At 38.0% G+C, this 25,164-nt stretch carries 21 protein-coding genes and 1 pseudogene; 5 read left to right on the top strand and 17 right to left on the bottom strand.

The window, feature by feature from the left end; translation table 11 throughout:
• Positions 1-14: 14 nt before the first annotated feature.
• The 6 genes from eutM to Q9317_RS01305 all read right to left on the bottom strand — a co-directional run bounded on the left by eutM (position 15) and on the right by Q9317_RS01305 (position 5,384).
• The gene (eutM, locus tag Q9317_RS01330; RefSeq protein ID WP_003098984.1) at positions 15-290 is read right to left on the bottom strand and encodes an ethanolamine utilization microcompartment protein EutM; all 276 of its coding nucleotides are present in this window, start codon (positions 288-290) and stop codon (positions 15-17) included.
• Positions 291-726: 436 nt separating this feature from the next.
• Complete coding sequence (locus Q9317_RS01325; RefSeq protein WP_017794719.1) at positions 727-1,602, bottom strand: MerR family transcriptional regulator; 876 nt, start codon at positions 1,600-1,602, stop codon at positions 727-729.
• Positions 1,603-2,091: 489 nt separating this feature from the next.
• On the bottom strand, positions 2,092-2,688 hold the full coding sequence (locus Q9317_RS01320) for a response regulator transcription factor (protein WP_003098979.1): 597 nt from the start codon (positions 2,686-2,688) through the stop codon (positions 2,092-2,094).
• A gap of 1 nt (position 2,689) precedes the next feature.
• Positions 2,690-3,778 (bottom strand): sensor histidine kinase, encoded by a 1,089-nt coding sequence (locus Q9317_RS01315; protein WP_003098977.1) that lies wholly within the window; start codon positions 3,776-3,778, stop codon positions 2,690-2,692.
• Entirely contained in the window at positions 3,775-4,509 is a 735-nt protein-coding gene (locus Q9317_RS01310) for an ABC transporter permease (RefSeq protein WP_003098975.1), read from the bottom strand. Before Q9317_RS01310 ends, Q9317_RS01315 begins: the two co-directional genes overlap by 4 nt.
• Positions 4,509-5,384, bottom strand: coding sequence for an ABC transporter ATP-binding protein (locus Q9317_RS01305; protein ID WP_003098973.1), 876 nt, complete (start codon positions 5,382-5,384; stop codon positions 4,509-4,511). Before Q9317_RS01305 ends, Q9317_RS01310 begins: the two co-directional genes overlap by 1 nt.
• A gap of 265 nt (positions 5,385-5,649) precedes the next feature.
• Here Q9317_RS01305 and Q9317_RS01300 point away from each other — a divergent pair, with 265 nt between their 5' ends.
• Positions 5,650-9,153: a polysaccharide lyase 8 family protein gene (locus tag Q9317_RS01300; protein ID WP_305981564.1), complete on the top strand. Its 3,504-nt coding sequence runs from the start codon at positions 5,650-5,652 to the stop codon at positions 9,151-9,153.
• 59 nt (positions 9,154-9,212) lie between these two features.
• Here the strand turns inward: Q9317_RS01300 and Q9317_RS01295 are convergent, their stop codons facing one another.
• The 7 genes from Q9317_RS01295 to Q9317_RS01265 all read right to left on the bottom strand — a co-directional run bounded on the left by Q9317_RS01295 (position 9,213) and on the right by Q9317_RS01265 (position 16,147).
• Positions 9,213-10,214 carry a LacI family DNA-binding transcriptional regulator gene (locus tag Q9317_RS01295; RefSeq protein ID WP_121791481.1) on the bottom strand — a complete coding sequence of 334 codons (1,002 nt, stop codon included), beginning with the start codon at positions 10,212-10,214 and terminating at the stop codon, positions 9,213-9,215.
• A gap of 95 nt (positions 10,215-10,309) precedes the next feature.
• Positions 10,310-12,226, bottom strand: coding sequence for a heparinase II/III domain-containing protein (locus Q9317_RS01290; RefSeq protein ID WP_003098968.1), 1,917 nt, complete (start codon positions 12,224-12,226; stop codon positions 10,310-10,312).
• Positions 12,227-12,296: 70 nt separating this feature from the next.
• Positions 12,297-13,112, bottom strand: a complete 816-nt coding sequence (locus Q9317_RS01285; RefSeq protein WP_003098967.1) for a PTS system mannose/fructose/sorbose family transporter subunit IID — start codon at positions 13,110-13,112, stop codon at positions 12,297-12,299.
• A complete protein-coding gene (locus Q9317_RS01280; RefSeq protein ID WP_003098966.1) occupies positions 13,099-13,965 on the bottom strand; it encodes a PTS mannose/fructose/sorbose/N-acetylgalactosamine transporter subunit IIC in 867 nt (288 codons plus the stop codon). Before Q9317_RS01280 ends, Q9317_RS01285 begins: the two co-directional genes overlap by 14 nt.
• 20 nt (positions 13,966-13,985) lie before the next feature.
• Positions 13,986-14,477, bottom strand: coding sequence for a PTS sugar transporter subunit IIB (locus Q9317_RS01275; protein ID WP_003098964.1), 492 nt, complete (start codon positions 14,475-14,477; stop codon positions 13,986-13,988).
• A gap of 36 nt (positions 14,478-14,513) precedes the next feature.
• Entirely contained in the window at positions 14,514-15,713 is a 1,200-nt protein-coding gene (locus tag Q9317_RS01270) for a glycoside hydrolase family 88 protein (RefSeq protein WP_016355781.1), read from the bottom strand.
• Entirely contained in the window at positions 15,713-16,147 is a 435-nt protein-coding gene (locus tag Q9317_RS01265; RefSeq protein WP_305981563.1) for a PTS sugar transporter subunit IIA, read from the bottom strand. The genes Q9317_RS01270 and Q9317_RS01265 overlap by 1 nt, the downstream gene beginning before the upstream one ends.
• Positions 16,148-16,476: 329 nt before the next feature.
• Between Q9317_RS01265 and Q9317_RS01260 the strand changes: the two genes are divergently transcribed.
• Genes Q9317_RS01260 through Q9317_RS01245 form a run of 4 tightly spaced genes read left to right on the top strand, consistent with a single transcriptional unit; the run spans position 16,477 to position 19,627 of the window.
• Entirely contained in the window at positions 16,477-17,289 is an 813-nt protein-coding gene (locus Q9317_RS01260; protein WP_003098960.1) for a gluconate 5-dehydrogenase, read from the top strand.
• 13 nt (positions 17,290-17,302) lie between these two features.
• Positions 17,303-17,944: an RpiB/LacA/LacB family sugar-phosphate isomerase gene (locus tag Q9317_RS01255; RefSeq protein ID WP_003098959.1), complete on the top strand. Its 642-nt coding sequence runs from the start codon at positions 17,303-17,305 to the stop codon at positions 17,942-17,944.
• A gap of 22 nt (positions 17,945-17,966) precedes the next feature.
• Complete coding sequence (locus Q9317_RS01250) at positions 17,967-18,974, top strand: sugar kinase (RefSeq protein WP_003098958.1); 1,008 nt, start codon at positions 17,967-17,969, stop codon at positions 18,972-18,974.
• 11 nt (positions 18,975-18,985) lie between these two features.
• Complete coding sequence (locus Q9317_RS01245) at positions 18,986-19,627, top strand: bifunctional 4-hydroxy-2-oxoglutarate aldolase/2-dehydro-3-deoxy-phosphogluconate aldolase (RefSeq protein ID WP_003098957.1); 642 nt, start codon at positions 18,986-18,988, stop codon at positions 19,625-19,627.
• A 208-nt stretch (positions 19,628-19,835) separates the two neighbouring features.
• Here the strand turns inward: Q9317_RS01245 and Q9317_RS01240 are convergent, their stop codons facing one another.
• From Q9317_RS01240 to Q9317_RS01225, 4 genes and pseudogenes are all read right to left on the bottom strand, one after another.
• Complete coding sequence (locus Q9317_RS01240; protein WP_003098956.1) at positions 19,836-20,762, bottom strand: CPBP family intramembrane glutamic endopeptidase; 927 nt, start codon at positions 20,760-20,762, stop codon at positions 19,836-19,838.
• A gap of 152 nt (positions 20,763-20,914) precedes the next feature.
• A pseudogene (locus Q9317_RS01235) lies at positions 20,915-21,415 on the bottom strand (pneumococcal-type histidine triad protein); the annotation flags it as partial.
• A 312-nt stretch (positions 21,416-21,727) separates the two neighbouring features.
• Positions 21,728-24,220, bottom strand: coding sequence for a pneumococcal-type histidine triad protein (locus tag Q9317_RS01230; protein ID WP_003098952.1), 2,493 nt, complete (start codon positions 24,218-24,220; stop codon positions 21,728-21,730).
• A 12-nt stretch (positions 24,221-24,232) separates the two neighbouring features.
• Positions 24,233-25,153, bottom strand: a complete 921-nt coding sequence (locus tag Q9317_RS01225) for a metal ABC transporter solute-binding protein, Zn/Mn family (RefSeq protein ID WP_003098950.1) — start codon at positions 25,151-25,153, stop codon at positions 24,233-24,235.
• Positions 25,154-25,164: the final 11 nt, after the last annotated feature.

The following is a 25,164-nucleotide window of genomic DNA, read 5'->3' as shown; positions in this document are numbered from 1 at the left end:
TTCTTCTTATAACGTTATTTAGTCGGTAAAATCATTTCCACTTCACCATGTGGACGTGGAATAACATGAACTGAAACCAATTCTCCAATCCGTTGTGCCGCAGCGGCACCTGCATCTGTGGCTGCTTTAACAGCACCGACATCCCCTCGGACAAGAACTGTAACAAGCCCTCCACCAACTAACTCTTTGCCAATCAAAGTCACATTTGCAGCTTTTACCATGGCATCTGCTGCCTCAATTGAGCTAACCAATCCTTTTGTTTCAATCATTCCTAATGCTTCGGAATTCATAAGACTACCTCCAATATATTTTTTTAACTAAAACACTTTTAGGACTTTTTCTTCAGTACTACTTATTAAAAGTCTATCTCAGTCAATTGTAAGCCCTTCCATAACTGGAAGGTCAATATGAGATAGGTAAAAAATGTAACAGTGAAGGCAAGCAAAAAAACTTTTTTTGTAAAAGCCTTATAAATAAGGGAATACTAGCTTGTCATGCTCAGCATTAGCAACTACAATTTCTAACAAAACCAAGCACTGTTCAAGCTATTGACCTTCCAAGGTAAGCTTTTATTGGCTTATAACCTTACTCTTAGAGAAATGTTTGACAAGTCCAAAAGGAAATACCGTCAGAGCACTTCAAGTTAAAAAAAACATCAAAAAAAGCCCTATAAAGGACTCTTACACCTTGTGCTTGAGATAGATATGGCTTCTTCTACACAGAACATCACCAATCACTTCTTGTTATCTCATCTTTTGTAACAATGGGAATGATGATTTCTGTAACAAACTCATCCAGATTTTGGGTCACCCAGTAATCAATAACATGACGTTCAAAACATTCTTCTTTTAAAGTGTAATTGTGGGCAGCAGCGTAATCTCTGATTTTTTGATAAGTCTCATTAACAGAATCCAAGGCCCCAATGTGATAGCAAGACAAGGCCATGAAGCCACCAAAATTTGAAAAATCAGAGGACTCTGGAAAACAATGCTGTAAAATAGTTGCTTTTTCCGTCTGCCCCTTGACTTTTTGCTCGTGTGAATCATATTTTAAGATAACTGGCCCAGAAACTTCCAACTGATTGTCTTCTAAATATTTAATCCAATCAAGATTAATGATAGACTCCTTATAACTGTAATAATAAGGCTGCTCAATTGAACAGTAACTGGATTCTTCTGCATAATACTTGACACTAACAATGTGACTGACAGCCATTGCTTCTGAATGCAGATCATTTTGCAAACACATTTCCCCTTCAATAATGAGTTGAATCCAATCATCAATTGAAGCCAAGGAAATGAGTAACCTTTCTCTTTCTGCTTGAATTTCTGATTTGCGTTTTTTCAAATACTTATAATGATTGGAACAGCCTGTTAAGGAAATCAATTCCTTAATCCTTTTTAAATTTAAACCAACTTGCTGATAATATTTAATAATTGGTATCAATAATAAGGTTTCTTTATCGTAAAAACGATAACCATTTTCTTTAGAAACATATTTAGGATGAATCAGTCCTAAACTTTCATAATAACGCAGTGTTTTTGCAGATACACCACTCATGTTTGCCGCTCGTCCTATAGAAAATAAGCTGTCTTCTACCATCTTTTTCCTCTACCTTCTCGTTTTTATTTTTGCAGTTCACATTTTTTTACAATGACTTCATTCAGTAAAAGCTTTCTCATCTCGATTTTTTCAAACTATTTTAATAAACTATTCTTTCATAGTCAAGGTTATTTTTATAGAACAGTTTCTGATAATTTCTATTGTAAACCTGTCCTTAAGGGCAAGGTCAAGATTCTTTAGAATCATTCTTAAAGACTGACATTAGCTTCAAAAAAAACTGCCTAAATGTCCTAAAAGATGATAAAATAGCTTTTTGAGACTTGAAATGATCAGTTTATTTTTCACTCCAGTTAAAACAAAAAACAAGACCTTGCTGCTAACAATTCCTAATAGCAGTCTAACCAGCAGGTAAACCTTTCCCTTGGAGGCAAGTTTTCCAAGCCTAAACATTATATAACAAAAAAAGCCTTATAGAAGACTTTTGAATCTAATAATGGCTTTAGAAGGGCTAAGAAATTTAAGAATTAATTATAACCACCCTTGGTCACGTGCTATTCTGACGGCATCCGTTCGATTGCTAGCTGATAATTTAATCAGAATTGAGGACATGTAGTTTCTCACTGTTCCATGAGATAGAAAAAGGGTTTCTGCTATTTCTTGGTTGCTAGAACCCGTGGCTACCTCTTTAAGAATCTCTTGCTCTCTTAAACTTAGTGGATTGGAAGAAAAAGCCACTTCTTCAATAAGTTCGGGAGAATATTCTTTATGCCCTTCCAAGACTAAATTGATTGTTTTCATGAGTTCGGAAATAGAGCGATCTTTCAAGACATACCCATCAACATGAGCTTTTAAGGCCCGTTGAAAATAACCTTTTCGTTTGAAAGTTGTCACGATGATGACTTTAATGTCTTGATTTTCTCGAATCCATTCTAACACATCAAGTCCTGATTGCTCTGGCATCTCAATGTCTAAAATGGCGACATCGATAACTTCTTTTGAAAGGAGTTGAATTGCTTTTTGCCCATTTTCCGCTGAGAATACCTGGGTCACCTCATCTTGAAAAGACAAAAGCTGACATAAAGCATCTCTAAGCATTGATTGGTCTTCTGCGACTAATAGTTTCATTTTAGATGTCCTTTAAGGGAATGGTTACGTCAATTTGAGTGGGATTTTTATAGGAGGTAATGCTTAAATTACCTTTAATGAGAACTAGTCTGTCTTTGATGCTATGTAAGTCATGATGGTAAGGCTCCAAAAATCCTTGGCCATTATCCTGATAGACCAGCTGAAATCTATCTTTTTCATTTATAAATTGCAACAAACACTGGTCTGCATGACTATGTTTGAGAAGATTATTGGTTAGTTCTCTTAAAATCATACTGATTTTAGTCTGAAGGTGATCTGGAAGCACATTACACTCTTTAGCCCCTTTAATTGTTAGCTCAATTCCTGCTAGTTCCATGATGTTTTGAATAATAAGCAGTTCCTGATTAATTTTATGTTCTTTAAGATTAGTAACCATTTGACGCACTTCTGACATTGCTGTCTGAGAAATAGCTTGCAAATCAGCAACTTCTTTTTGTGCTTTTTCAATGTCTTTTCTCTCTAAAAGGGTTTGAACCAATTCAGCTTTAACCGACATCATCACAAAGACATGCCCCAAAGTATCGTGTAAATCTTGACCAATTCGGTTTCTTTCATTTTCAGCTAACAGTAAATTGATGGACTTGTTCTTTTCTTGAAGCACTTCTTTTGCCTCTACCTTTTGCCGTTCATTTGTCATAAAAATCAACATGGAACTATTAATGAAAGGGGCAATCAAAACCATGGCACGAAATGAAATATCATTTGACAATAAAAACACACTAAGAATCATCAAAAGTTCTGTTACAAGGTAAGTCCAAAACCGAAAACTGTTTAGAGAATCCTTAAATTTATAGACAAATAAGGAATTGAGGTAAAACAAAAACCAAATCATGCCAGCATTTACAAAAAGAGTCATGTAAGCAATATAACCTAGCATATATAACCAGATAAGATGGCTTAATCGAGATGGTTTTTCATGGACTAAAAATAAATAAGCTGCCAGAAAAAGTAAGGTTATCGAGAGCGTCCAAATAGGGTAATCAAAATAGATGAGTCCAAGTATGGGGAATGCCATAAAAAATAAGGGAGTATAAAAGAGAGGATTCTCTCGTTTCCAACCTGTTATCATGCCAACTCTTCTTTCTGTCGTTTTAGCCAGAGGGCTATTGTTATCACTATTATGGCATAGCTAATAACAAGAAGCAAGGACTGCCAATTAAGTGACCCTGATTTGGCAAATTGAGTAATCAGCTGATTCACATGATAGGTCGGGGTTAATTTAGAGATGGTCTGCACCCAATTTGGAAAGAGGCTTATCGGCATCCAAGACCCTCCAATAATAGCTAATAACAAGAAGGAAACATTGCCAACAATAGTCATGAGCTGAGGAGAAGGAATCTGGCTAATCAGTAAGCCCAAAGCAAGAAAAACAAGTCCAGACACTAAAAGTAGGACTGCTGAGCCTATCCATCTTCCAAATGTTAGATGGACATTTCTAAAAATAGCGGCCACCAAAAATGTCACCAGAATAGAGGTGATAAAACTAAAGTAGACGCGACAAATCTTGGAAATGTAATAGTGACCAATAGTCACATTAGAATGCTTTAAATAGTGAATCCAATGATTTTTTTGATCTTCAAAAAGCATTGCCGGGAATGAGAAAAAGCCAAAACTTGACATCGAAAAAGCTGTCATGGTTAACATATAATTTTGAATGAATTGATTTTGTGTTTCCTTGTTAGGTGACATTGTCATTCCTGAATAGAATACAAAAAAGCCAACAGGCATCCCTATTCCCATAATAAGAACTGGCCATTCACGCCACAGTTTAATCCACTCTATTTTAAGTAATGGTCCCATTAGACTTCCTCCTTAGTTTGCTCAAATAAAGTCTCCAAGAGTGATTTGTTCTGAATTTGTATTTCTGAAATAGAAACCCCATTTTCCTGTAAATACGCCCAAACTTCCTCAATCTCGTAAGTCCTAAAGCGTATACTATCTTTTTTGGCAATTATGCTATTGATGACAGTTGATTTTTCCACTAATTCTAAATAGCTTTTGGGAAGAACAAATTCTTTTTCTTGTTCAGCGTTTCCTAAAGCATAAGGTGTGGTGTCTTTCACAAGTTGCCCCTTGTTTAAAATCAAGATGCGTTCGGCAGTATCTTCAACTTCTTCTATATAATGACTAGTATAGATAATGGTCTTACCTTCTTTTTTCAAAGTAGCAATAATCTCCCAAAAACGTCTTCGTGTGGAAGTATCCATGCCTGCTGTCGGCTCATCTAAAAAAAGAAGGTCTGTTTGGTTAATCAGAATTAAAACAAATGAGAGCAAGCGACGTTGCCCACCAGATAATTTATCAGCCAGTTGATTTTTCTGCTCAGCAGTAAATCCCAAGAGACTATCAATGGTTTCTTCTGTTAAGGGCCGCTTAGCAATCTCTCTAAAAAATTGGATTAATTCCTTAACTTTTACACTTTTAGGAATGGTGTTCTCTTGTTGTAAAACTGCAATTTTTCCCTTCAACCAAGTAGCTTTTGGTGGGTGATGATCAATTAAAACAGAACCCTCACTTGTTTTTAAATCACCTAAAAGAAGTGATAATAGGCTTGTCTTTCCAGCACCATTTGGCCCAATCAAAGCTACACACTCTCCTTTATTAACCGAAAAGGTTAGATTATCTAAAATTCGTTTACCTTTAATGGTTTTTGACACTTTTTCAACACTTATCATAACTTCTACCTCTTACATTATTTGGGGATACGATAGGTCTAGTTTAGCTCAAATGTCACATTAGTTTTAGTACAAAAAGTCATGACTTGCCATGACAAAAGTCATCTTCGATTGCAAAACAACTATCGGTCACACTTTGGTATTTTAGTTAAAAGCAAAATTTGACAAATCCTTATAAGTTTATCTAGAAAACGCTTTACTTTTCCAAAACCCATGCTATAATTTAATTAAATCGGTTTACTATATCTTATTTAGGAGAAATGACATGGGAAATCCAAAGTCCAAACCACATTATTTTCGTTACTCGGGCTTATTTTTAGGAGCTCTAGTGCTAAGTGCAGCACCTACTACAATCTTGGCTGAGGAGACTTTAGCACCACAAACAAGTAGCATCAGCTTTAACCAAAAAGAAAACGCCACAACTCCACCTAAAGAACCCCCAGTTACAGAGGTAACCCCTAAGCAAAATACTGAGCCAAGTTCACAAACAACTACTGCTACAAACACTACCAGTCTCAACTTGCTAACAGAAAGCTCAAATAAGGCCCCTAATGAATCCGGAAAACCTCAAAATAGGATTCAAAATGGTCACTTTGATCAGGTAACCCAAAAATCTCCCACCACACCAAATACCAAATGGTCTAATGCGATGGAGGTTGAAAACTGGTCACCTTACATCGACTCAAATAATACAAGTGATTCCCATCCTCTTATTGCAATATCAGATGATGCCAAACTAACGATGGAAAGCCAGATAGGATTTAGAGGTGCGGTCACACAAGTCGTCAAGATTGACCCTTCACAACAGTATGATATCAGCTTTGACATCGCTACCGAAAATAAAGAAGGCCAAGCTTTCCTACGAATTGTGGAAAAAAACACTAATCCTGGTCAAGCTAACCGACTTTGGCTCTCCCCAATGACTAGTGGCACAAGCAACTGGCATACCGTCCGTAAAATATATTCTCCAAAACTTGCCGTTTCAGACGTTACCATTGAACTCTATTATGAACAAGGCACTGGCAAAGTGAGTTTTGACAACATTTCAATGATTCCCTTGGGCAAAAAAGATTCTGAGCTACCAAAACCTCTAAATAGAACTCTTGAAAAAGACATTACATTACCACTTAACAACTATCATTTAATGTGCATGGAAGAGTATTCCTATACTGTTCGTGACCCTAAAATCGCCACTCTAAAAGACGGGATAATCACACCCCTTCACCTTGGAACAACGGTTGTAGAGGTAAAAAATGCTAAACAAGAAGTGATTCAAATAATTCCTCTAAAGATTACCGAGGCTTCAGATAGCCAGTTCAAGCAACTAAGTCAGCTTTGGAATACTATCACTCTTGGCAACAAGTCCTATAATGACAAGGATCCAAATATGCTAGCTTTGTTTGAGGACTTGGAAAACAAGGCTAAACTAGCACTAACTACAGTCAACACAGATGAAAACAAAAACTGTCTCTGGAATGACCTCAATAATTTCAGTAATTCTGCACAGTTAACAGCTCATTACCGACGTCTTGAGGATTTAGCAAAACAAATTACCAACCCTGCTTCAACACTCTACCATGACGCAGCTGCCATTCGCCTTGTCAAAGAAGCCCTCGACTGGCTCTCTTTGAACCATTATAATGCGAATAAGGACATTGAAGCAACCGCCAATTGGTGGGATTATGAGATTGGTAGTCCACGCGCTATCGTTAATACCTTAACCATGATGCTACCCTTTTTCTCAGATCAGGAAATTCAAAGACACACGGATGCTATTAATCACTTTGTGCCAGACCCTTATTATTTCAGAAAAACCTTGGTCAATCCCTTCAAAGCATTAGGTGGAAATCTCGTGGATATGGGGCGTGTTAAACTATTAACAGCCATCCTAAGACAAGATAAGGACATGTTTCAACAGACTGTTTCATCCTTATATAACCTCTTTAAAACTGTTGATAAAGGCGAAGGCTTCTATGCAGATGGTTCCTATATTGATCACACCAACCTTGCTTATACTGGGGCTTATGGTAGTGTCTTGATTGATGGCCTCACACAACTCATCCCCTTGGTTCAGCAATCACCTGACACTTTTTCAACCGCTCAACTAGATACCCTCTATTCTTGGATTAACAAAGCTTTTCTTCCTTTAATCGTCAAGGGAGAATTGATGGATATGAGTAGGGGCCGTTCTATTAGTAGGGAAAGCGCAGATGCACACGATGCAGCTATTGAGATTTTCCGTGGATTATTACGACTCACAAACATGTCTAAAAATGATCGCAATAGCCAGTTGCAAAGCACCCTAAAATCTATCCTTAGTCAAGATAAAACAGGGCACCTTTACAGAAACCTCAAAACGTATACCGACATTGCTAACATGAATCAACTCTTAGCTGACAACTCCATTGCTATTAAACCCATTTCATCCTACCTCTCGACATTTAATAGCATGGATAAGTTAGCCTACTACAACGCTGAAAAAGACTTTGCTTTTGCTCTTTCAATGCACTCCAGTCGTACTCAAAATTATGAAGGCATGAATGGCGAAAACACTAGAGGATGGTACACCGCAGATGGCATGTTCTATCTTTATAACGACGACCAAGAACATTACACAAAGGGCTACTGGGCCACTGTCAACCCTTACAAAATGCCTGGAACAACTGAAAAAGATGACAGTCGCCTTAATACCACAAAAGAGCTGATGGATAAGCTGACCGCTCTCAAACAAGACGCCAAAAAAGAAACCGGCCAAGTCACTGGCCACTCTCCTTTTGTGGGCTCCTTGGCATTATCACCTAAACTAGGAATTGCAGCTATGGATTTTGCCAACTGGGACAGAACCCTAACAGCCAAAAAAGGATGGGGTATCCTAGATGATAAGATTGTCTTTTTAGGAAGTGATATTCAAAACCTTAATCACAGCGGGAAAGTATCCACCACTATTGACCAACGTAAGGAGGATGCGCAAGCACCTTATCAAGTTTATATAAACGGCAAACAAGTAAGACTGTCTGATGGAGTCACTTACAGTTTTTCTGAAACAGACAGTATCTTTTTAGAGTCAGCTCTACCAAATCGAAGTTTTGGTTACATCTTCCTCAAACCAACGACCATTGATTTGAAACGGCAAACACAAAGCGGTAGCTTTTTTGACATCAACACAAGTTCTAAAAACAAAGACCGCATCACTAATGCTTTCATCACTATTTCTCAAAATCACTTTAAGACAGATGATAGTTACGCCTACCTTTTGATTCCAAATACTGATAAAGATAGTTTCCAAAAAATAAGCATGAATCAAGACATTACCATTATCGAAAACAGTAAACAGCAACAGCTTATTCATGATAAAGGAAATGATATTTGGGCCTTAATCAAGTACAAGGATGATAAACTAACGGTTAACAATTATCTAAGAACTGAAAAAGCTGGACTTTACCTTTTTAAAAATATGGGAGATTATTATCAGGAAAACTATTACCAACCTGATAGAACTGAGCCATCCAGCAAAACAATCACTCGACTGCTTTTACCTGAAACGCTATCACCTAAAGGCTCAAATGCACCTCTTTTGCAGAGCTTAAGTTCAGCTAATGCCTTCAAAAATGACATTTCTTCTCTAAAAACACAAACTAAGGCTAAGAAAATCAGCTTTGACAGCAAGAACTGGGCTTTAAAAGCTCCTAAAACATTAAAAACCCCCTTTTACTTAGCCAATGCACATAAAGGCTACTTTAGACACCAGACCATCTCAAAAGCGTTTTAAGAAAATCAGCTAAAAAAGCCGTTGATGCCCAAGCATCAGCGACTTTTTATGTTTTCCGACTAATAAGTTGAATCTTTCCATTCAATTTGGCAATCAAATATTTTTTGACTTTCTTCTTGAAATTGCCCTTCAATCTCATTGATCAGCAATTTTGCAGCTTCCATTCCTTCTTGGTAAGCTGGTTGCACAATCGTTGACACCGAAGGAGATGAAAAATTGGTCCATTCTAAGTTATCAAAACCAACTAAACCTGTCATTGGCATATCAAACTGAAGTTTTTTCATCGCACTAAAGACCATTGGAAGTGCCCAACAGTTGGGGACAAAGACCAAGGTCTTTTTGCGTCGATCAATAGCCTCCTCTAAAAATTTTTCAATCTCTTCTGATTGCGTGGAGTACTGGTCAATGACTAATTTTTTATGATGATTATCTTTTTCAGACAAAGCATCAATAAAGCCTGAAGCGCGTTCAATTCGGGTACTTAATAGACTCGTATCAGCCGTTATCATCACAAATTCCGTATAACCCTTTTCCATAGCACCTTGCACCATGTCATAAACGGCATCATAATTATTGGTTTTTACCCAATTGGTTTTATGTTCATACAGTTGACTATCAAAAAACACCATGTGTTTTTCTTTCTCATTGATAATTCTAGAGTATTTTCTGAAGTGAGACGTTGGTTGAATAATAAAGCCATCCACCCCTAAATTGAGCATATTTTCAATGTATTGGTCTTCTCTTTGTGAGTCGTAATTACTGTTACCAATAATTACCTGATAGCATTTTTCTTTAGTCACATCCTCTATTCCTTTAACAATTTGATTGGAAAAGGTATTTGTAATGTCACCAATAAGGACACCAATAAGATTTGTTTTTTTGGAATTGAGGCTTCGAGCAATTGTGCTTGGACGATATCCTGTTTTTTTAATAACACTTTCAATACGGTGTCTGGTTTCATCTGACATCTTTTCATATTTCTTATTTAAATAGAAAGAAACCGTTGTTTTGGATGTTTCTGACAAACGGGCAATATCTGTAATTGTTACTTTTTTAGACACAAGCTAGACCTCCTTTACTTCTTTATTTTTCGGGCTTAGTTTAGACTAACTAAACTGTTTTCTATCAGCAAGTTTACTAATTTTAATAGCGTCTGTCAACTCTTTAAGCAATAATGTTTATCAGCAATAACATCATAGACCACAACTCTTCCTCTAAACTTTTGATTCCCAATCTGATACAGTTTATCCCCTTGAATAATAGCCTGCGGCAAAATACCAAGCAGATAATGAGTGTTAGGTCCTTTGATGTCACATCCAAAGCCTGATGCTAGTGTTTTTACAGACCCTGTTTGAATAAGGGGAAGCCTTGTCACCTCCAACTGCTCATCTAAAAACAAGGTATAATCATAACCCTCATCCGTAAAGGGTACTGTTTTCTTCAAAACATTTGTGTGATGCAGTTGGTTATAGCGCTGAGAAATCCTCATTTGCTCCAATTTGAAAGGCACTTCACTAACAAGCTTAAGGTCATTCAACTTATCCACAGAACAAACAAGGTCCTTGTCTAAAACAAACTGCGTTTCCAAACAATGGTCTCCTTTAGCGATTAGGTGATCAAAAATCAATGTTATAGCATTTGGTAAACATAAAATAAGGCGTCTGTGTTCAAAAGTCTTGCCATTAGAAGCTTCAACCTGATAAACCCCTTCTATTAATTGAAAAGGCCCTTTTTCTTGTAGATCAGACATGACAGCACTAGGATAACTTTCATAGGTCCAAGAATCACGGATGTCTTCTGTTTTTATATCACTTAGGGTACAAGTTGAATGACTCTTTGCACTCTTAAGAAAGTAGCGTTGCGGATCTTCCTTATAAGTGTAACGCCCCGGATCAATAACAATAGGCTTTCCTTTATCATATAGACACAATGCATTTTGGTCACTGTGGCTATGTGCACTCCCAAAAGGTCCACATTTAAAGAACAGGTAACGTCTCGAATCCTTTAGACAAATATGTCCACTTGATTTGAAATGTTTCGCCTGATGATCCATGGCAAGAGCTTTTATCTCTTCAAAGTGAGAAATACCTGCTTTCCCAAAAAGCATGACATTATCACAATCAACCTTGTCAAAAGCAGCCTCTTTATACATCCCAGATTGAAAGAAAATCGTTGCTAGCGTCATCATGTCTCTTGTATCAGTGATATCACTGTCACCTAAAGCTACTTGGCAATGATCTGGACCAGTCATCATATAAATATACAATGCCATCTCTTGCAATTTTTCTTCCAAGATTGGTCTGTACTGAGGGCAAAAAATAGCTAAGTCCATCAAACTTCTAAAGACTTCAACATGGTACATAACCGATTGCTCATATTGACTACCATCATCTAGAATTTGTAGCCTTAATTGTTCCTTAAGTTCACTCTCAGCAAATGATTGTAAACCAGCAATCGTCACATCGTCAGCAAAATAATCAAGACAAGCTAACATAGCCGTCGTTTGAAGAACACCCCAATTACTCAAACTGTATTTATCCACATAGTTATCCCAAAGGAATTGAAGTTGTTCCTTCATGGATGCAACAATTTTTTGATACTCAGCTTCTGTCAGAGCCTCAAAATGCTCTAAATACAGAAGTAATTTTAACCAAGTAAAACACCGCATTCCTGTATCAAGAGTTCTGGATACAAGTGAGTCCGCCTTAAGCTGGTTGTGATCAATCCAATGAAACATCAAGGCTTTGACCTTGTCTAAATAATGAGGGTTCTGTTCCACCAGATAAACCGTCATAAATTTCAAGAGGTAGGTATGCCTATTGAGCATATAATTCCACTCTTTATCCCCATTAACCTCTTTATCCCACTGCATGGGCTCTAACCTATAAGGGGTCAAACAAGGCTCCATATCCCAATTATCATTAAAGATAAAGGTATTTACCATCATCATATCAACTGTTTTTTTCAGGTTAAGATAAGCATCCTTTTCTTCCTGAATAAGATAATACCTACAAAACTCATCGTCAAAGCCACTAAAGAATTGGCTTGTTTTTTCCTGTCTCTTACTAATCATATGACATCCCTATTTACTCAAAGTAAAAAGAATGAGTTAACGGATCAACCCATTCTTTTTCACACATTACCTATGCAAGAATTCCAAGCCAGCTTCCAATAATCCCAATCACAACTGTTAACACAACTAATTTATAGGTTGTCCATTTTTTATTTTTTATCAGATAGAACATCAATAAGGTATATAAAACCGGCAACATGGCTGGTGCAATTTTATCAAGCATCCCTTGAATGGTCACAATTTTTTGTGATGCACTGGTGACTTTATCCGGAGCAAAAGTGTAAGGAATTGTCAGTTTAACCTGAGTTGCTGCTAAGCTAGAAATAACTGTTACCCCAACGATATTGGCAGCTCTAGAAATCACTTCCATTTGTTCACTTAACTTGTCAATAAAGCCTGTTCCAAGTTTATAACCATAATGCCCAGTTGCTAGTTTAATGGCTGTTAAGATGGTATTCATGGCAAGGAAAAACAAGATAGGGCCAAGCACCAAACCATCTGATGCCAATGAAGCTGCAATCGTTGAGAACAAAGGTGCCAAACAGAATTGTGATAGCGAATCACCAATACCAGCCAATGGTCCCATCAAGGCCATCTTAATGCCACGAACTTCTTCTTCTGGACGCTCATTGTCTAACATCGCCAAATGCAAGCTAGTGACAAATGGCAAGAAGTGTGGGTTTGTATTGTAGAATTCAACATTTTCTTCTAAGGCTTTTGAAAGTGCTTCTTTGTCATTGCCGTAATATTTCTTCAAGGCCGGATACATAACATTAGCATAGCCTAAACCTTGATAATTACTGTAGTTAAAGCCATTTTGCAAATAGAATGCCCTTAAGGCTGTTTTTGTGTAATCACTTTTTGTTAATTTATTAGATCCAGTCATCTCGGTCATCTCCTTCAGTTTTTGTTTCAACAGATTTCACAGTTGGTCTTCTAAAGACATCAATAAGAGCAAAAATAGTTGCAATTAAAGCGACACCAATAGTTGGCACACCTGCGACTGACCCTGCTGATACAGCTGTTAAGAGACCATCTGCATTGCTTGTTGGTGTTAAAAGTGGTAGACCAAAATAAACAGCCAAAACATAACCTAAAATAATATAAGGGATTAATTCTTTTTTAGCCATTACAGATAAAATCATTGCAAAACCAATTGCTGGTAGCATTTTTCCTGCTAATGTTAGACCATTTAATAAGACTGGAGGAATCATAGCAAATAGACTGGTCAAGGTTTCCATTGAAAGTGCACCTACCAAACCTAACAAGAAGCCCAGACCCGCAAATGCCCAAATCGTGCCGTTAGCAGCAATTTTAAAGGCTTTCATATTGCCTTTTTGTAAAGCTTTTTTAGCTGCTTCTGGCGACCCTGCAAATGCAGTATAAGTTGCTGTTTGTAAGAACTGAATGCCTACTGCAATAGGTGTTGACAAAGCAAGGGCTGCTTCAGGGGTAATTTTATCTTTAGCAGCTACTGTGGTAATAGCCATTAAGGTCCCAAATATCCCAGGTCCAATTGGATTTGGCGGTACCGTTCCACCAGCGCCAACACCAAATCCCATATAAGCTAACTCAGAAATAGCCCCTACTGCCAAAGCAGTCTGAATATCTCCTAAAATAACCCCTACACCGAGTGATAGCACAATACACCTATTTGTGTAAAGCCCTAATAACATACCACTAAAACAGAAAGCTGTCCACAATCCAATCAAAACAGCTTGAACGATACTGATATCCATAGTTTTCTCCTTAAAAATGATTATATGTTGTCTAAAATATTAATGTCAGCGGCACCATCATTTCCTGTTGGTGTCGTTTTGGTATTAAAGGTCACCCCATATTTTTGGTGCATGTTTTCAATGGCCAATTTATCCTCAACTCCTAAGAAAATAGAGCGTGTCACCTGTTCTTTTCCTGGAGCATTATGAATATTTCCGATGTTGATTGCTGTAATCGGAACGCCACCTTCAATCAGTTTCAAAGCGTCTTTCAAGTCCTTGATAATAATAAAGATGGTTTGTGCCGGACTAGCTTTATGAATCACATCAATCACTTTTTGAATGCTAAAGAAACGAAGGGCTACAGATTCTGGAACAACTGTTTTCATCAAGGTTTGTTGCATTTTATCCTCTGAAACAGCATCATTTGCCACAATAACAGTGTTACAACTTAAAAATTTTACCCATAGTTGACCTTGACCATGTATCAGGCGTTCATCAACCCTTGTCATGATAATGTTTGGTTTTGTCATTAGTGTTCTCCTTATTAATCCCTTAAGTTTATGTGTTTACCAATAGAGTTCCCAATCTTTGTAAAAACGCAGAAGAGCTTCCAGATAATAGTAATCTCCCCAAATATTACCTTCATCAACACCTTTTCCGGAATGCCAAGAATAAACACCATGCACCAAAAGAGGGCCTCCTGAGCTTACTTTTTTAGGCGTGTAATTGTCAATCAAACTTCTCAACATAGCATGCATGGCATACTGATAGGTTTCCTTATCACTATCTGAGTCAGGTAAATATTTCAACATTTCATGGATACCACAAACAGCAATGGCTGTTGCTGATGAATCCCTAGAGTGGTCAGACCCATCATTAAATATCAAATCCCAATAAGACACATGATCTTTTGGTAAACGGTTCAAGAAGTAATGCGTCACCCCTTTAAAGAGGTTAACTTGCCCTGGGTCTTTCATTTTACGATAGCTTAGTGGAATACCGTATACACCCCAAGCTTGACCTCTCGCCCAACAAGAATCATCACTGTAGCCCTGACGTGTAACACCTTTTAGAGCTTGACCAGTTTCAGGATCAAAATAAAAGGTATGAAAAGATGAGGCGTCATCACGAATCACATGATTTGCCGAAGCACAGAAATGACTTTCAGCCATGTCTTTATAAACCCTTTTACCAGTCTCTTCATAAGCAAAGAAAAGCAACTGAATATTGAGCAGACAATCAATGATGAGGCGGTAATCTTCCGCTTTTCCAAGTTGCCCCCAAGCTTGAATGAAACCGCCTTTTTCTTGAAAGCGTTCAATGAGCTTATCTGCTGCTTGTAATGCTGCCAATTTCGCCTCTTGATTGCCATTGATACGGTATTCTGCTACACAAGATGGAGAATAGAGAAATCCTAAATCATGATGATCTAATGCAATATCATTCTCTACACGATCTCTAAAAGAGAGGACATTTTGATGAGCCAAATCTTTAATGCTGTCATCCTTGCTGTATTCGTAGGCTAACCATAAACATCCCGTCCAAAAACCATTGGTCCATTCGGTATTATCCATAATAGGGTAACTATTGTCTACAGTTGCAGGTCTAGGAAAGGCCTGCTTGAAATATGCCATATTATTTTTGACTTGATTAAGGGCTTCTTTTAAGGCAATTTCAATCTCTTCTTTTGTCAGAAGTTTGGCCTCTTGAAATCGGCCAGGATTTTCAATAGGTTCAATCGTGATTGTTTTTAGTTTTGTCACCATCAAATCCCTCCTTCAAAAGGAAGCTCATCTTCTTGAACTGCCACGCAAACCTTAGCATCAACAATAGCCTTTTGAGATGAACTTATCAGCGAATCAACCAACTGATCAATATCAGAGATGCTGTTTCGTGAAAAAACAGCTTCTATTAACATGGCAAGATTAAGTCCTGACAGCACACGAATGACTTTATCTGGATGCGACACCATCAGGCCAGTCGCAAGATTAAAAGGTGTGCCACCGAGCAAATCGGTCAGAATTAAATACTCTTGTTTAGCAACCAATTCACTATTAATAGCGGTTTCTAATTCTTGAGAAGACATTCCTTCAATAAAATTAAGAGCAACGAGGTCTTCTTGTTTTCCTGCAATTAATTCTAAAGCACTCATAATGCCATCTGAAAAATGACCATGAGCGACAATTATTATTTTTAACATTTCATCTCCTTTGGTTTACCGGTTTACTTGAATACATAAATTATAGCGCTTTCTTTTTGGGCTGTCAATCCTTTTTTTTAAAAAAAGCGCTTCTTGTCACTAATATCTTTTCACCTTCAAATAGCTTTAGTTGAGGCTTTACAATTAGTAAATAGAATTAAAAACCACTCTTTAATCACTTTCTACTATATATGAATTCCTTTTTTGACTATTCTAAATTTCGGAGTATTTTCAAAAAAAAGAGGCTTAGCATTGACAAAACCGGTTTACTTTGGTAGGATTCAAGTGAACAGGTTTACCACCTGATAATTATAACGGAGGATAACTTCATGGATCGTAATACTATTTTTGACTCCTTTTCTCTCAAGGGAAAAATTGCTCTTGTCACCGGCGCCTCTTATGGAATCGGGTTTTCCATCGCAACCGCTTTAGCAGAGGCTGGCGCGACCATCATCTTTAATGATATTCGTCAGGATTTGATTGATCAAGGACTTGAAAACTACCAAAAATTAGGCATTAAAGCACACGGCTATCTTTGTGATGTGACTGATGAAGAAGCCATCACGAACTTGATTGCTAAAATAAAAACAGAGGTTGGCATTGTAGATATCTTAGTCAACAATGCAGGCATTATCAAACGCACGCCTATGCTTGAGATGACTGCCAGTGATTTTCGACAAGTTATTGATATTGACTTAAATGCTCCATTCATCGTTTCAAAAGCGGTCCTACCAGGAATGATTGAAAAAGGCCATGGTAAAATCATTAACATTTGCTCCATGATGAGTGAACTTGGCCGTGAGACTGTCGCTGCTTATGCTGCTGCAAAAGGAGGCCTTAAAATGTTAACCAAAAACATTGCCTCTGAATTTGGCAGTGCTAACATTCAGTGCAACGGCATTGGACCTGGTTACATCGCAACTCCACAAACTGCGCCTCTTCGTCAAGTACAAGAAGATGGTAGCCGACACCCATTTGACCAGTTTATTATTTCGAAAACACCCGCAGCGCGTTGGGGAGAAGCCGAAGATCTAGCTGCTCCTGCAGTATTTTTAGCCAGCGATGCCTCAAACTTTATCAACGGACATATTCTCTATGTTGACGGTGGCATTTTAGCTTACATTGGAAAACAGCCTCAATAAGAAAGGAACACTTATGAAAATTGCACTTATTAATGAAAATAGCCAAGCTTCTAAAAACGAACTCATCTTTAATCAACTTAAAGCCGTCGCTGATCAAAAAGGCTTTCAGACCTTTAATTATGGTATGTATGGGGTTGAAGGAGAAAGCCAATTAACCTATGTTCAAAACGGCTTACTTACTGCCATCTTATTAAATAGCGGTGCTGCTGACTTTGTGATTACAGGTTGCGGAACAGGGGTTGGCGCAATGCTTGCATGCAATAGTTTTACTGGCGTGGTCTGCGGTTTTGCTGCTGACCCTCTAGATGCCTACCTCTTTTCTCAAATTAATGGTGGCAATGCCTTATCTATTCCATTTGCTAAGGGCTTTGGGTGGGGAGCTGAACTCAATTTAACCTACATGTTTGAACGCCTTTTCCAAGATGACATTGGCGGAGGTTATCCTAAAGAACGCGCTATTGCTGAACAACGTAACGCTCGAATTTTAGAAAACATCAAAAAAGTAAGCCACACCGATATCCTAACCCTTTTAAAAACAATTGATCAAAACTTCCTAAAAGAAACCATTTCTGGACATTATTTCAAAGACTATTTCTTTGACAATTGCCAAAAACCAGAAATTGCAGATTATCTCAAAGAAGTCTTAAAGGCGTAACAGCATAGCGAAAGGATAAGATATGCCTAAAATTCTCTTTTTCGGCGAAGCTCTCATGCGCCTAAGCCCTCAAGACAAGACACATTTGTCAAATGCAGAAACTTGTCAGCTCTTCTTTGGTGGCACTGAAGTTAATGTCGCAAGGGCACTTGAAGGTATGGGACAAGAAACCAGACTCCTCACTTGCCTTCCAAATACAAGACTTGGTCAAAACCTTCTAACATTTCTAGAGCAAAATAAAATAGACACTCAGTTTATTCAAAAAAGCGGCGAGCGTCTGGGACTTTATTTCCTAGAAAATGCCTTTGGTTGCAGACAAGCTTTTCTTGACTATGACCGCAAGCATTCAAGTATTCATAACCTCTGCTATGATAAGATTGATCTAGATGCCTTATTTGATGATGTCAGTCTTTTTCACTTCAGCGGAATCACCTTATCCTTAAGCAAGGACATTCAAAAAATAAGCCACTTGCTATTAGAAGAAGCCCAAAAAAGAGGCATTAAAATCTCCTTTGACCTCAATTACCGCCGTTCACTATTAGCAGCCGACCAGGCCAAAAAACTATTTTCTGAATTCGCCTCCTATGCTGATATTTGTTTTGGCATTGAACCGTTAATGGCAAACGCTTCAGATCTTACCTTTTTTAAACGAGAGCAAGCCTGTGAAGATGACATTGAGAGTCGAATGCTTGCATTAATGGAAACTTTTCATTTCGAAGCTTTATTTCATACCCATAGGCACTTAGATTCTTTTGGAAGAAACCATTACAAAGCCTATATGCTAAGTGTTCATGACGGCTTTATAACATCACAAACCATCACAACTCCTGTCTTAGAACGTGTTGGAAGTGGCGATGCATTTGTTGCTGGAGCCCTTTACCAACTGTTACAAACAGCTGATGCTAAAAGGACCGTCGATTTTGCTGTTGCTAGTGCTAGCCTAAAATGCACACTTAAAGGGGACAATATGTTTGAATCTCCAAACACCATTTCTAAGGTTCTTAATCTAGCACAAGATATTATCAGATAAAAGGGAAACATATGACAAAATCAGAAACCATTTTAGCCTTAATAGCACAAAAACTCGTTGTGGTAATCAGAGGAGAGACTGCTCAAGAAGCGATTAAAGCATCTCAAGCTTGTATTGAAGGTGGCATAAGAGTAGTTGAAATTGCCTACACCAACACAAAAGCTAGCGAAGTCATTAACCATTTAAAAGAGGCATATGCACAAAATCGGGAAATCCTAATAGGAGCCGGGACTGTTTTAGATGCTCAAACAGCACGGCTAGCCATTTTATCTGGCGCACAATTTATTGTTTCTCCATCATTTAATGACGAAACTGCTAGAATGTGTAACCGTTATGCTATTCCCTATATTCCTGGCTGTATGACTATCTCAGAAGTAACAAGAGCCCTTGAAGCCGGCAGTGAGATGGTTAAGGTCTTTCCAGGAGGCAACTTAGGGCCATCCTTTATAGCATCCTTAAAAGCCCCATTACCACATGTACAAGTCATGGTAACAGGCGGTGTTAACCAGCACAATATGACAGAATGGTTTGCTGCAGGTGCTTGCGCACTCGGGATTGGCGGTGACTTTAATAAATTGGCAGCCCAAGGACAATTTGACAGCATCACAGAAATTGCAAAAACCTATCACCAAATCTTAAATGAAGCTCACTAAAAGCAAGCATAAAAATTTATTTAAAAGGGGCTGGGCAAAAAATCGAAATCTCATTGATTTTTTCAAATTTCCGAAATAAGAAACCGCATGAAATCAACGTTTGTAAACGAAAGATTTCATGCGGTTTTGTTTATATTAGGCTTTTTGCCCAGCCCCTTTTTGTATTTCTTTATGGCACTAAAAAAAGTCCCCTAAAATAGGGAAACCTCTACTTTTGCAATTTTTCTTGACGCAATTGTTTTAGTAAAACAAGAATACCAATCATTAAAACAATACTAGCAATCAAACTTCCTTCTGTGCCAAACATCCCACCAGAAATCCACTGTGCACTGTCAGGTTTCACTGCAAATTTAAAGAGTGAAGCACCTGCATCTGTCCCACTGACAGCAACGCCAAAAATATTTCCTTGGGTAAAATTCCAAGCTCCATGAAGGCCTGCAGCGCCCCAAATATTATCCGTTTTAAGCATATATAAGGCCATTAATAAGCCAGATAGGGTAATACTTAGAATGGATAAAAAGGTAACATGGTCATTGCCCAAGTGCAATATCCCAAATAAACTACTTGTAAGAACAAGGGCAAAAATAAGATTCGTTCTCTTATTAATCAACGGTAATAACCATCCTCTGGTCAACAATTCTTCTGTACCACCTTGTACAAACCAGAAAGGAATAATGATTAGCACTTTTAATATGGTTTGTAGAGAAAAATCAATAGAAACCAACTTCAAGCCTCCTAACAAATAGGAAACAAGTAAAGAAACAGATAGCAGGAACATACCAATCATCCAGCCCTTTATGATCTCTGCAAACCATGATTTTTTAAAAAAGCCAAGACTCGAAAATGGTCGCTTCTCATACCAACGTAACCAGAAAAATAAGATAATTGCCGGTGCACCAGCAATGGCAAGCATAATATAAATATTATCAAATAATGTTACGGTTTCAAAGAAAGTCGCAGTATCTCCACCTTGCATAACCGCTGCTACTAAGGCAACTAAGGCCAATAATAAACTAGCACTTAATTCACCAAGTAGGAGAAAGAACAATACTAACAAGCAGGCAATAATCGTCATCAACCAAGCCGGCAGTTTTTTATAACGCTCAGTTGCTAGAACTAACATATTTTTAGTCATAGGACTACCCCTTTTTAATGCTTTTATTATTATATTACAATATTTTAAACAAAAAAACAAGCTATCTATCGTCAGATAAAGAGCTTGTTTGATATTATTTGTCATATCTTTTCCACTTGAAAAATCCCCCGACCACGATTAGCATACTGCTATTTGTTTGCCTTAGCCACTTCTTGGGCAATTTCATCTTTTGTTCGGATATTTTTTCGACTACTGTCTGGAAAGACATAAACAGCATAAGAGTCATCAACCTTAATAATTGCAGCTTCACTCATTTCAGAAATGACATCAGACGGTGTCAACTGATAATTAGGGTCTGTCATTAACAATTCTTCACTAACAATAGCATCATAAGGGACTTTCCCATTATAGAAATGAAAATGGTCGCCATGTGAGGTGACATAGCCTTGATCTGTGATTTTAACGACAATTTGCTCAGCAGATATGCCTTCTTCAGCACTAATTTGGTCCATGGTTTTAGCACCAGATGGTTTAGCCTGCGATTGCGATGCCTTACTGTCAATATAGGCGACACTCCTTTGTTTTTTTCCAGCATTGCTATCTTGCTTACCAACTTGGTAAAAGCTAAAGAGGCCTACAAGTACAAGCACAACTACTAAAACACCAGTTAGATAAGCAGCTGTCTTTTTCATTTTTTCTCCTTTATGATAGGTTTTTATAGAGTGATTTCACCCCTTTGTGGCATTATTTTTTGTAAAGGTTAATCCCAAAAACTGCTAAGAAAATGACCTGTAAACAAGTCATTTTCATTGAAAACTGTATGACTAACCCAAGGTTAACCTTGGGTATCAATTAAGTAAATTGCTTTTGAGAAACTATTGATTCAGACCAAGCAATGTGCTCAGATGAGACCATTTACTTAACCTGCTTTGACCCAAGGAAATAAAACACGGTGCAATCACCACTAATTGCTATGCATTGGCTCACTACAGTAATTGCAAGGCTTATTTTTTCTGCATCGTATGGATATCATAAGTCACTAAATCACCATTTTGATCATAGTGTTGAACACCAGAAGCGTTAACAATTAATTGATTCACTTGAAGCCCTGCCTTACTTGCAATTGCTGCTAAATTTGCTTTGAAACTTGCTTGGTCCATACCAAATGGATTGCTTCCTTCTGCTTTTTCCTCACCAGAAACGTCATCAAGGCTATCTTTAGCCTTGTCTTCACTAGCTGGTTCAGTTTGAGTTTCTGTTGCTAAAGGCCCTTCCTTATCTGCATTCTCTTGGTCTGTTTCTAGTGTTTCAACTGCTTTTGGTGGTGTAGCGCTAGCTTTCTTACTTGCAAGCACTTCTTGGACTTTTTGCCATTCTGCATCAGACAATTGGTCTTTGCTGATATTTCGCATTGATTCACCTCCAGGACGAGGGATACTAAAGGAGTTATCACTCCAAACCCTAGTTCCAGGTGTCAGAACATCGTTGGCCTCAAAAATGTAACCATCATTTGTGGCATAACGCCCTGCTTTAATCGCTTCTTGAACTTCCTCTGCAGTATGAATAATTTGCCAATTAGCTAGACCTGCACGTTTTTCTTTTGGCGTGCTATTTGCAATAACAGTTCCGACTTCTTCATGCCCTGGGTTTGACCAAATATTAGGACGAGCTTCTGGATGCAACATGACATACTTAATGGTTGCAATTTGTTCTTCATTCAACCAAAGGTAAGGCACCACATGAATATGGTCAATGTGAGGAATAATAAATTCTTTTCCTGTATCAAAAGTAGCATTACCAGCATGCATTGGTAAACTTGATACTTGAACAGCTAAGCGTGGCTCTATAGTGCTTTTAGCCACATCATATTTGTAGTTCGAAGTATCTTTTAACATTAATTCTTGCTCAGCAAAGGCAATTTGTGTCCAGTCAAGGTGATTGCGATCGTAAAAAATCTCCTCACCATTTTCACGAACAAGATAGCCAACTTTGCCATTCTCAGTCTTTTTAGTTAAGACATTCTTTGGCTCAAATAAGGATTGCCCAACCTTGATTTGAACTAAACTTGCTTTAATGTCTTGATCTTGTTGATGTTCTTTCAGCCAAGCCTCAACCTGATTGAGTTCATCTTGCTCCAATTCACCAAAGCCCATGTAATGGAAATGATCCCCATGCTTAGCCGTTACACCTGCTTTATCAACCATTGAAATAGAAGCTTTGGTAAAAATATAGCTGTCGCTAGTGTCATAAGGTCTACCATCCAAACCTTTTCCATAAGCACGAATCGTATGACCTAAGAACTGATGATTAACCCCAGAATCTGGCACTTCGCTTGAAGCTGGAGCTAGTGTTGTAGGGATAGGTTGCACTGGTCCCATTGAAGTTCCCTGAGTTTGCCCAGCAAGATAACGTTCTGCTAAAGTAATCTCAAGAGGAGACAACTGCCAACGAGGAATAATATGGAAATGATCCCCGTGTGGAATAACATAACCAAAAGCATTTGCACGGGTAACTTGAGTTGGCTCAAAAATCAACCCATCTTCTTCCACATGTCTTTTTGACAGATCAAGGCGGTGCAGTTGATCTAGCAATTCTCCAAATGATTTGTTCTTGTATTCATTACCTGAAATGGCTGCGCTTGGCAAATGCCCAACAGGCTGATAATTGGGAGTTCCAGCTGTCCAATCTGAATGATTACCTGAAGCCCACTGATTATTTGCAAAAATATGTTTCCCAGAAAAATCAACTTTACCACCTGACTTGTTATTCCAGTAGGCCTGTGCAGCAGCTAGTTCTGAAGCAGATAAATCTTTCTTTGGAATGTAATGGAAATGATTGCCGTGTGGCACTAGGAAGGCATCTCCCATGTCATCAATGACATCAGTTGGACTAAAAATATAGCCATCATCTGTTGTGTAACGGCCACTTGCGCGGGCTTCTTTAACCGCAGCGGCTTCAGCCTTACTAAGATGTGCAACTGCTTCAATGCCTTTTTCCTTTGCTTCTTTTGTTCCTTTGGCAACTTGCTCTTCAATCTGAGCTTTCGTTCGAATATTTTTACGTTTACTTCCAGGTTTCAGATAAACATAGTAGTTTCCGCCAACTTTAATGACATAACCATCTCTAACCTCATTAATGACATCAGACTGTTTAAACTGATAATTAGGGTCTGTCATTAACAATTCTTCACTCAAAATAGCATCATAGGGGACTTTCCCATTATAGAAATGAAAATGGTCGCCATGTGAGGTGACATAGCCTTGATCTGTGATTTTGACGACAATTTGCTCAGCAGATATGCCTTCTTCAGCACTAATTTGGTCCATGGTTTTAGCACCAGATGGTTTAGCTTTCGATTGTGATTCCTTGCTATCAATATAAGCAATTCTATTTTTATTAGTTTCAGTCAGAGCATTATGCTTGCCGAGTTGATAACATCCAATATTTGCCGCAATTAATACAGCTACTGACGATAGATAAACAGATTTCTTTTTCATTTTTGTCTCTTTCTATTTAAGATTTTGATAGAGTGTTTCCATATTGTCCCTAAGATTCTCCAGATAGGATTTGTCATTAGTTGGAGCAGCTTCTAAGGGACTTAAAAATTCAATTTTAGCGCCTGTCGCCTTTGCAATTGTTTTTGAAATTTTAGGATTGACATTATCTTCTGCAAAGATGGTTTTTACCTTATATGAACGGACAAAGTCTTCAATTTCTGTTAATTGTCGTGGAGATGGTTCTCTATCTGGTGAAATCCCTGAAATGCCTAACTGTTTCAAGCCAAAACGTTTAGCCAAATAAGAAAAGGCTGTGTGTTGTGTCACGAAGGTTTTTGATTTGACCTGTTTAAACTTTTTAGCATATTCCTTTGCTAAGTTATCTGCTTCTTCTTTAAAAGCTTTTGCATTCTTGGAATATAGCTGTGCATTATCAGGATCAGCCTTACCCAATTCCTCAGCAATAGCAAGAGCTTCTTCTCCTGCTAAAACAGGATCTGACCAGGTATGGGGATCGTATAAAGTAGCAGGATCAATTCCTTCTGTTACTGGTACATCTTCTAGTCCAGTAACTCTGTCTAAGGTTAGTGACTGAGAGGCCTCAAACACATGAACCTTTGATTTTTGAAGATTAGGATGCAAATCCTTAGCCCACGCTTCTAAAGTATGCGAGTGATAGATAAAAAGGTCAGCCTTATAAATAGCAGCAACATCATTAACAGAGGGTTCAAAAGAGTGAATCCCAGCAGCTGACTGTATCATGCGAACGTCATTGAGATCACCTGAAACAGATTTTGTAATAGCATAAACAGGGTAAAAACTCGTGACAATATGTAGCCCTTCTTTTTGCTTACTCAAATGCCCCGCCTTACTACAACCACTAATCACAAGGGCTAAGAGTAGCATTAACAGTAATTTAATCGATTTCTTCATAAATATCCTTT

This window comes from Streptococcus iniae, from assembly GCF_030732225.1.
Lineage (GTDB): Bacteria > Bacillota > Bacilli > Lactobacillales > Streptococcaceae > Streptococcus > Streptococcus iniae.
This window is presented reverse-complemented; position numbering and strand designations above follow the sequence as displayed.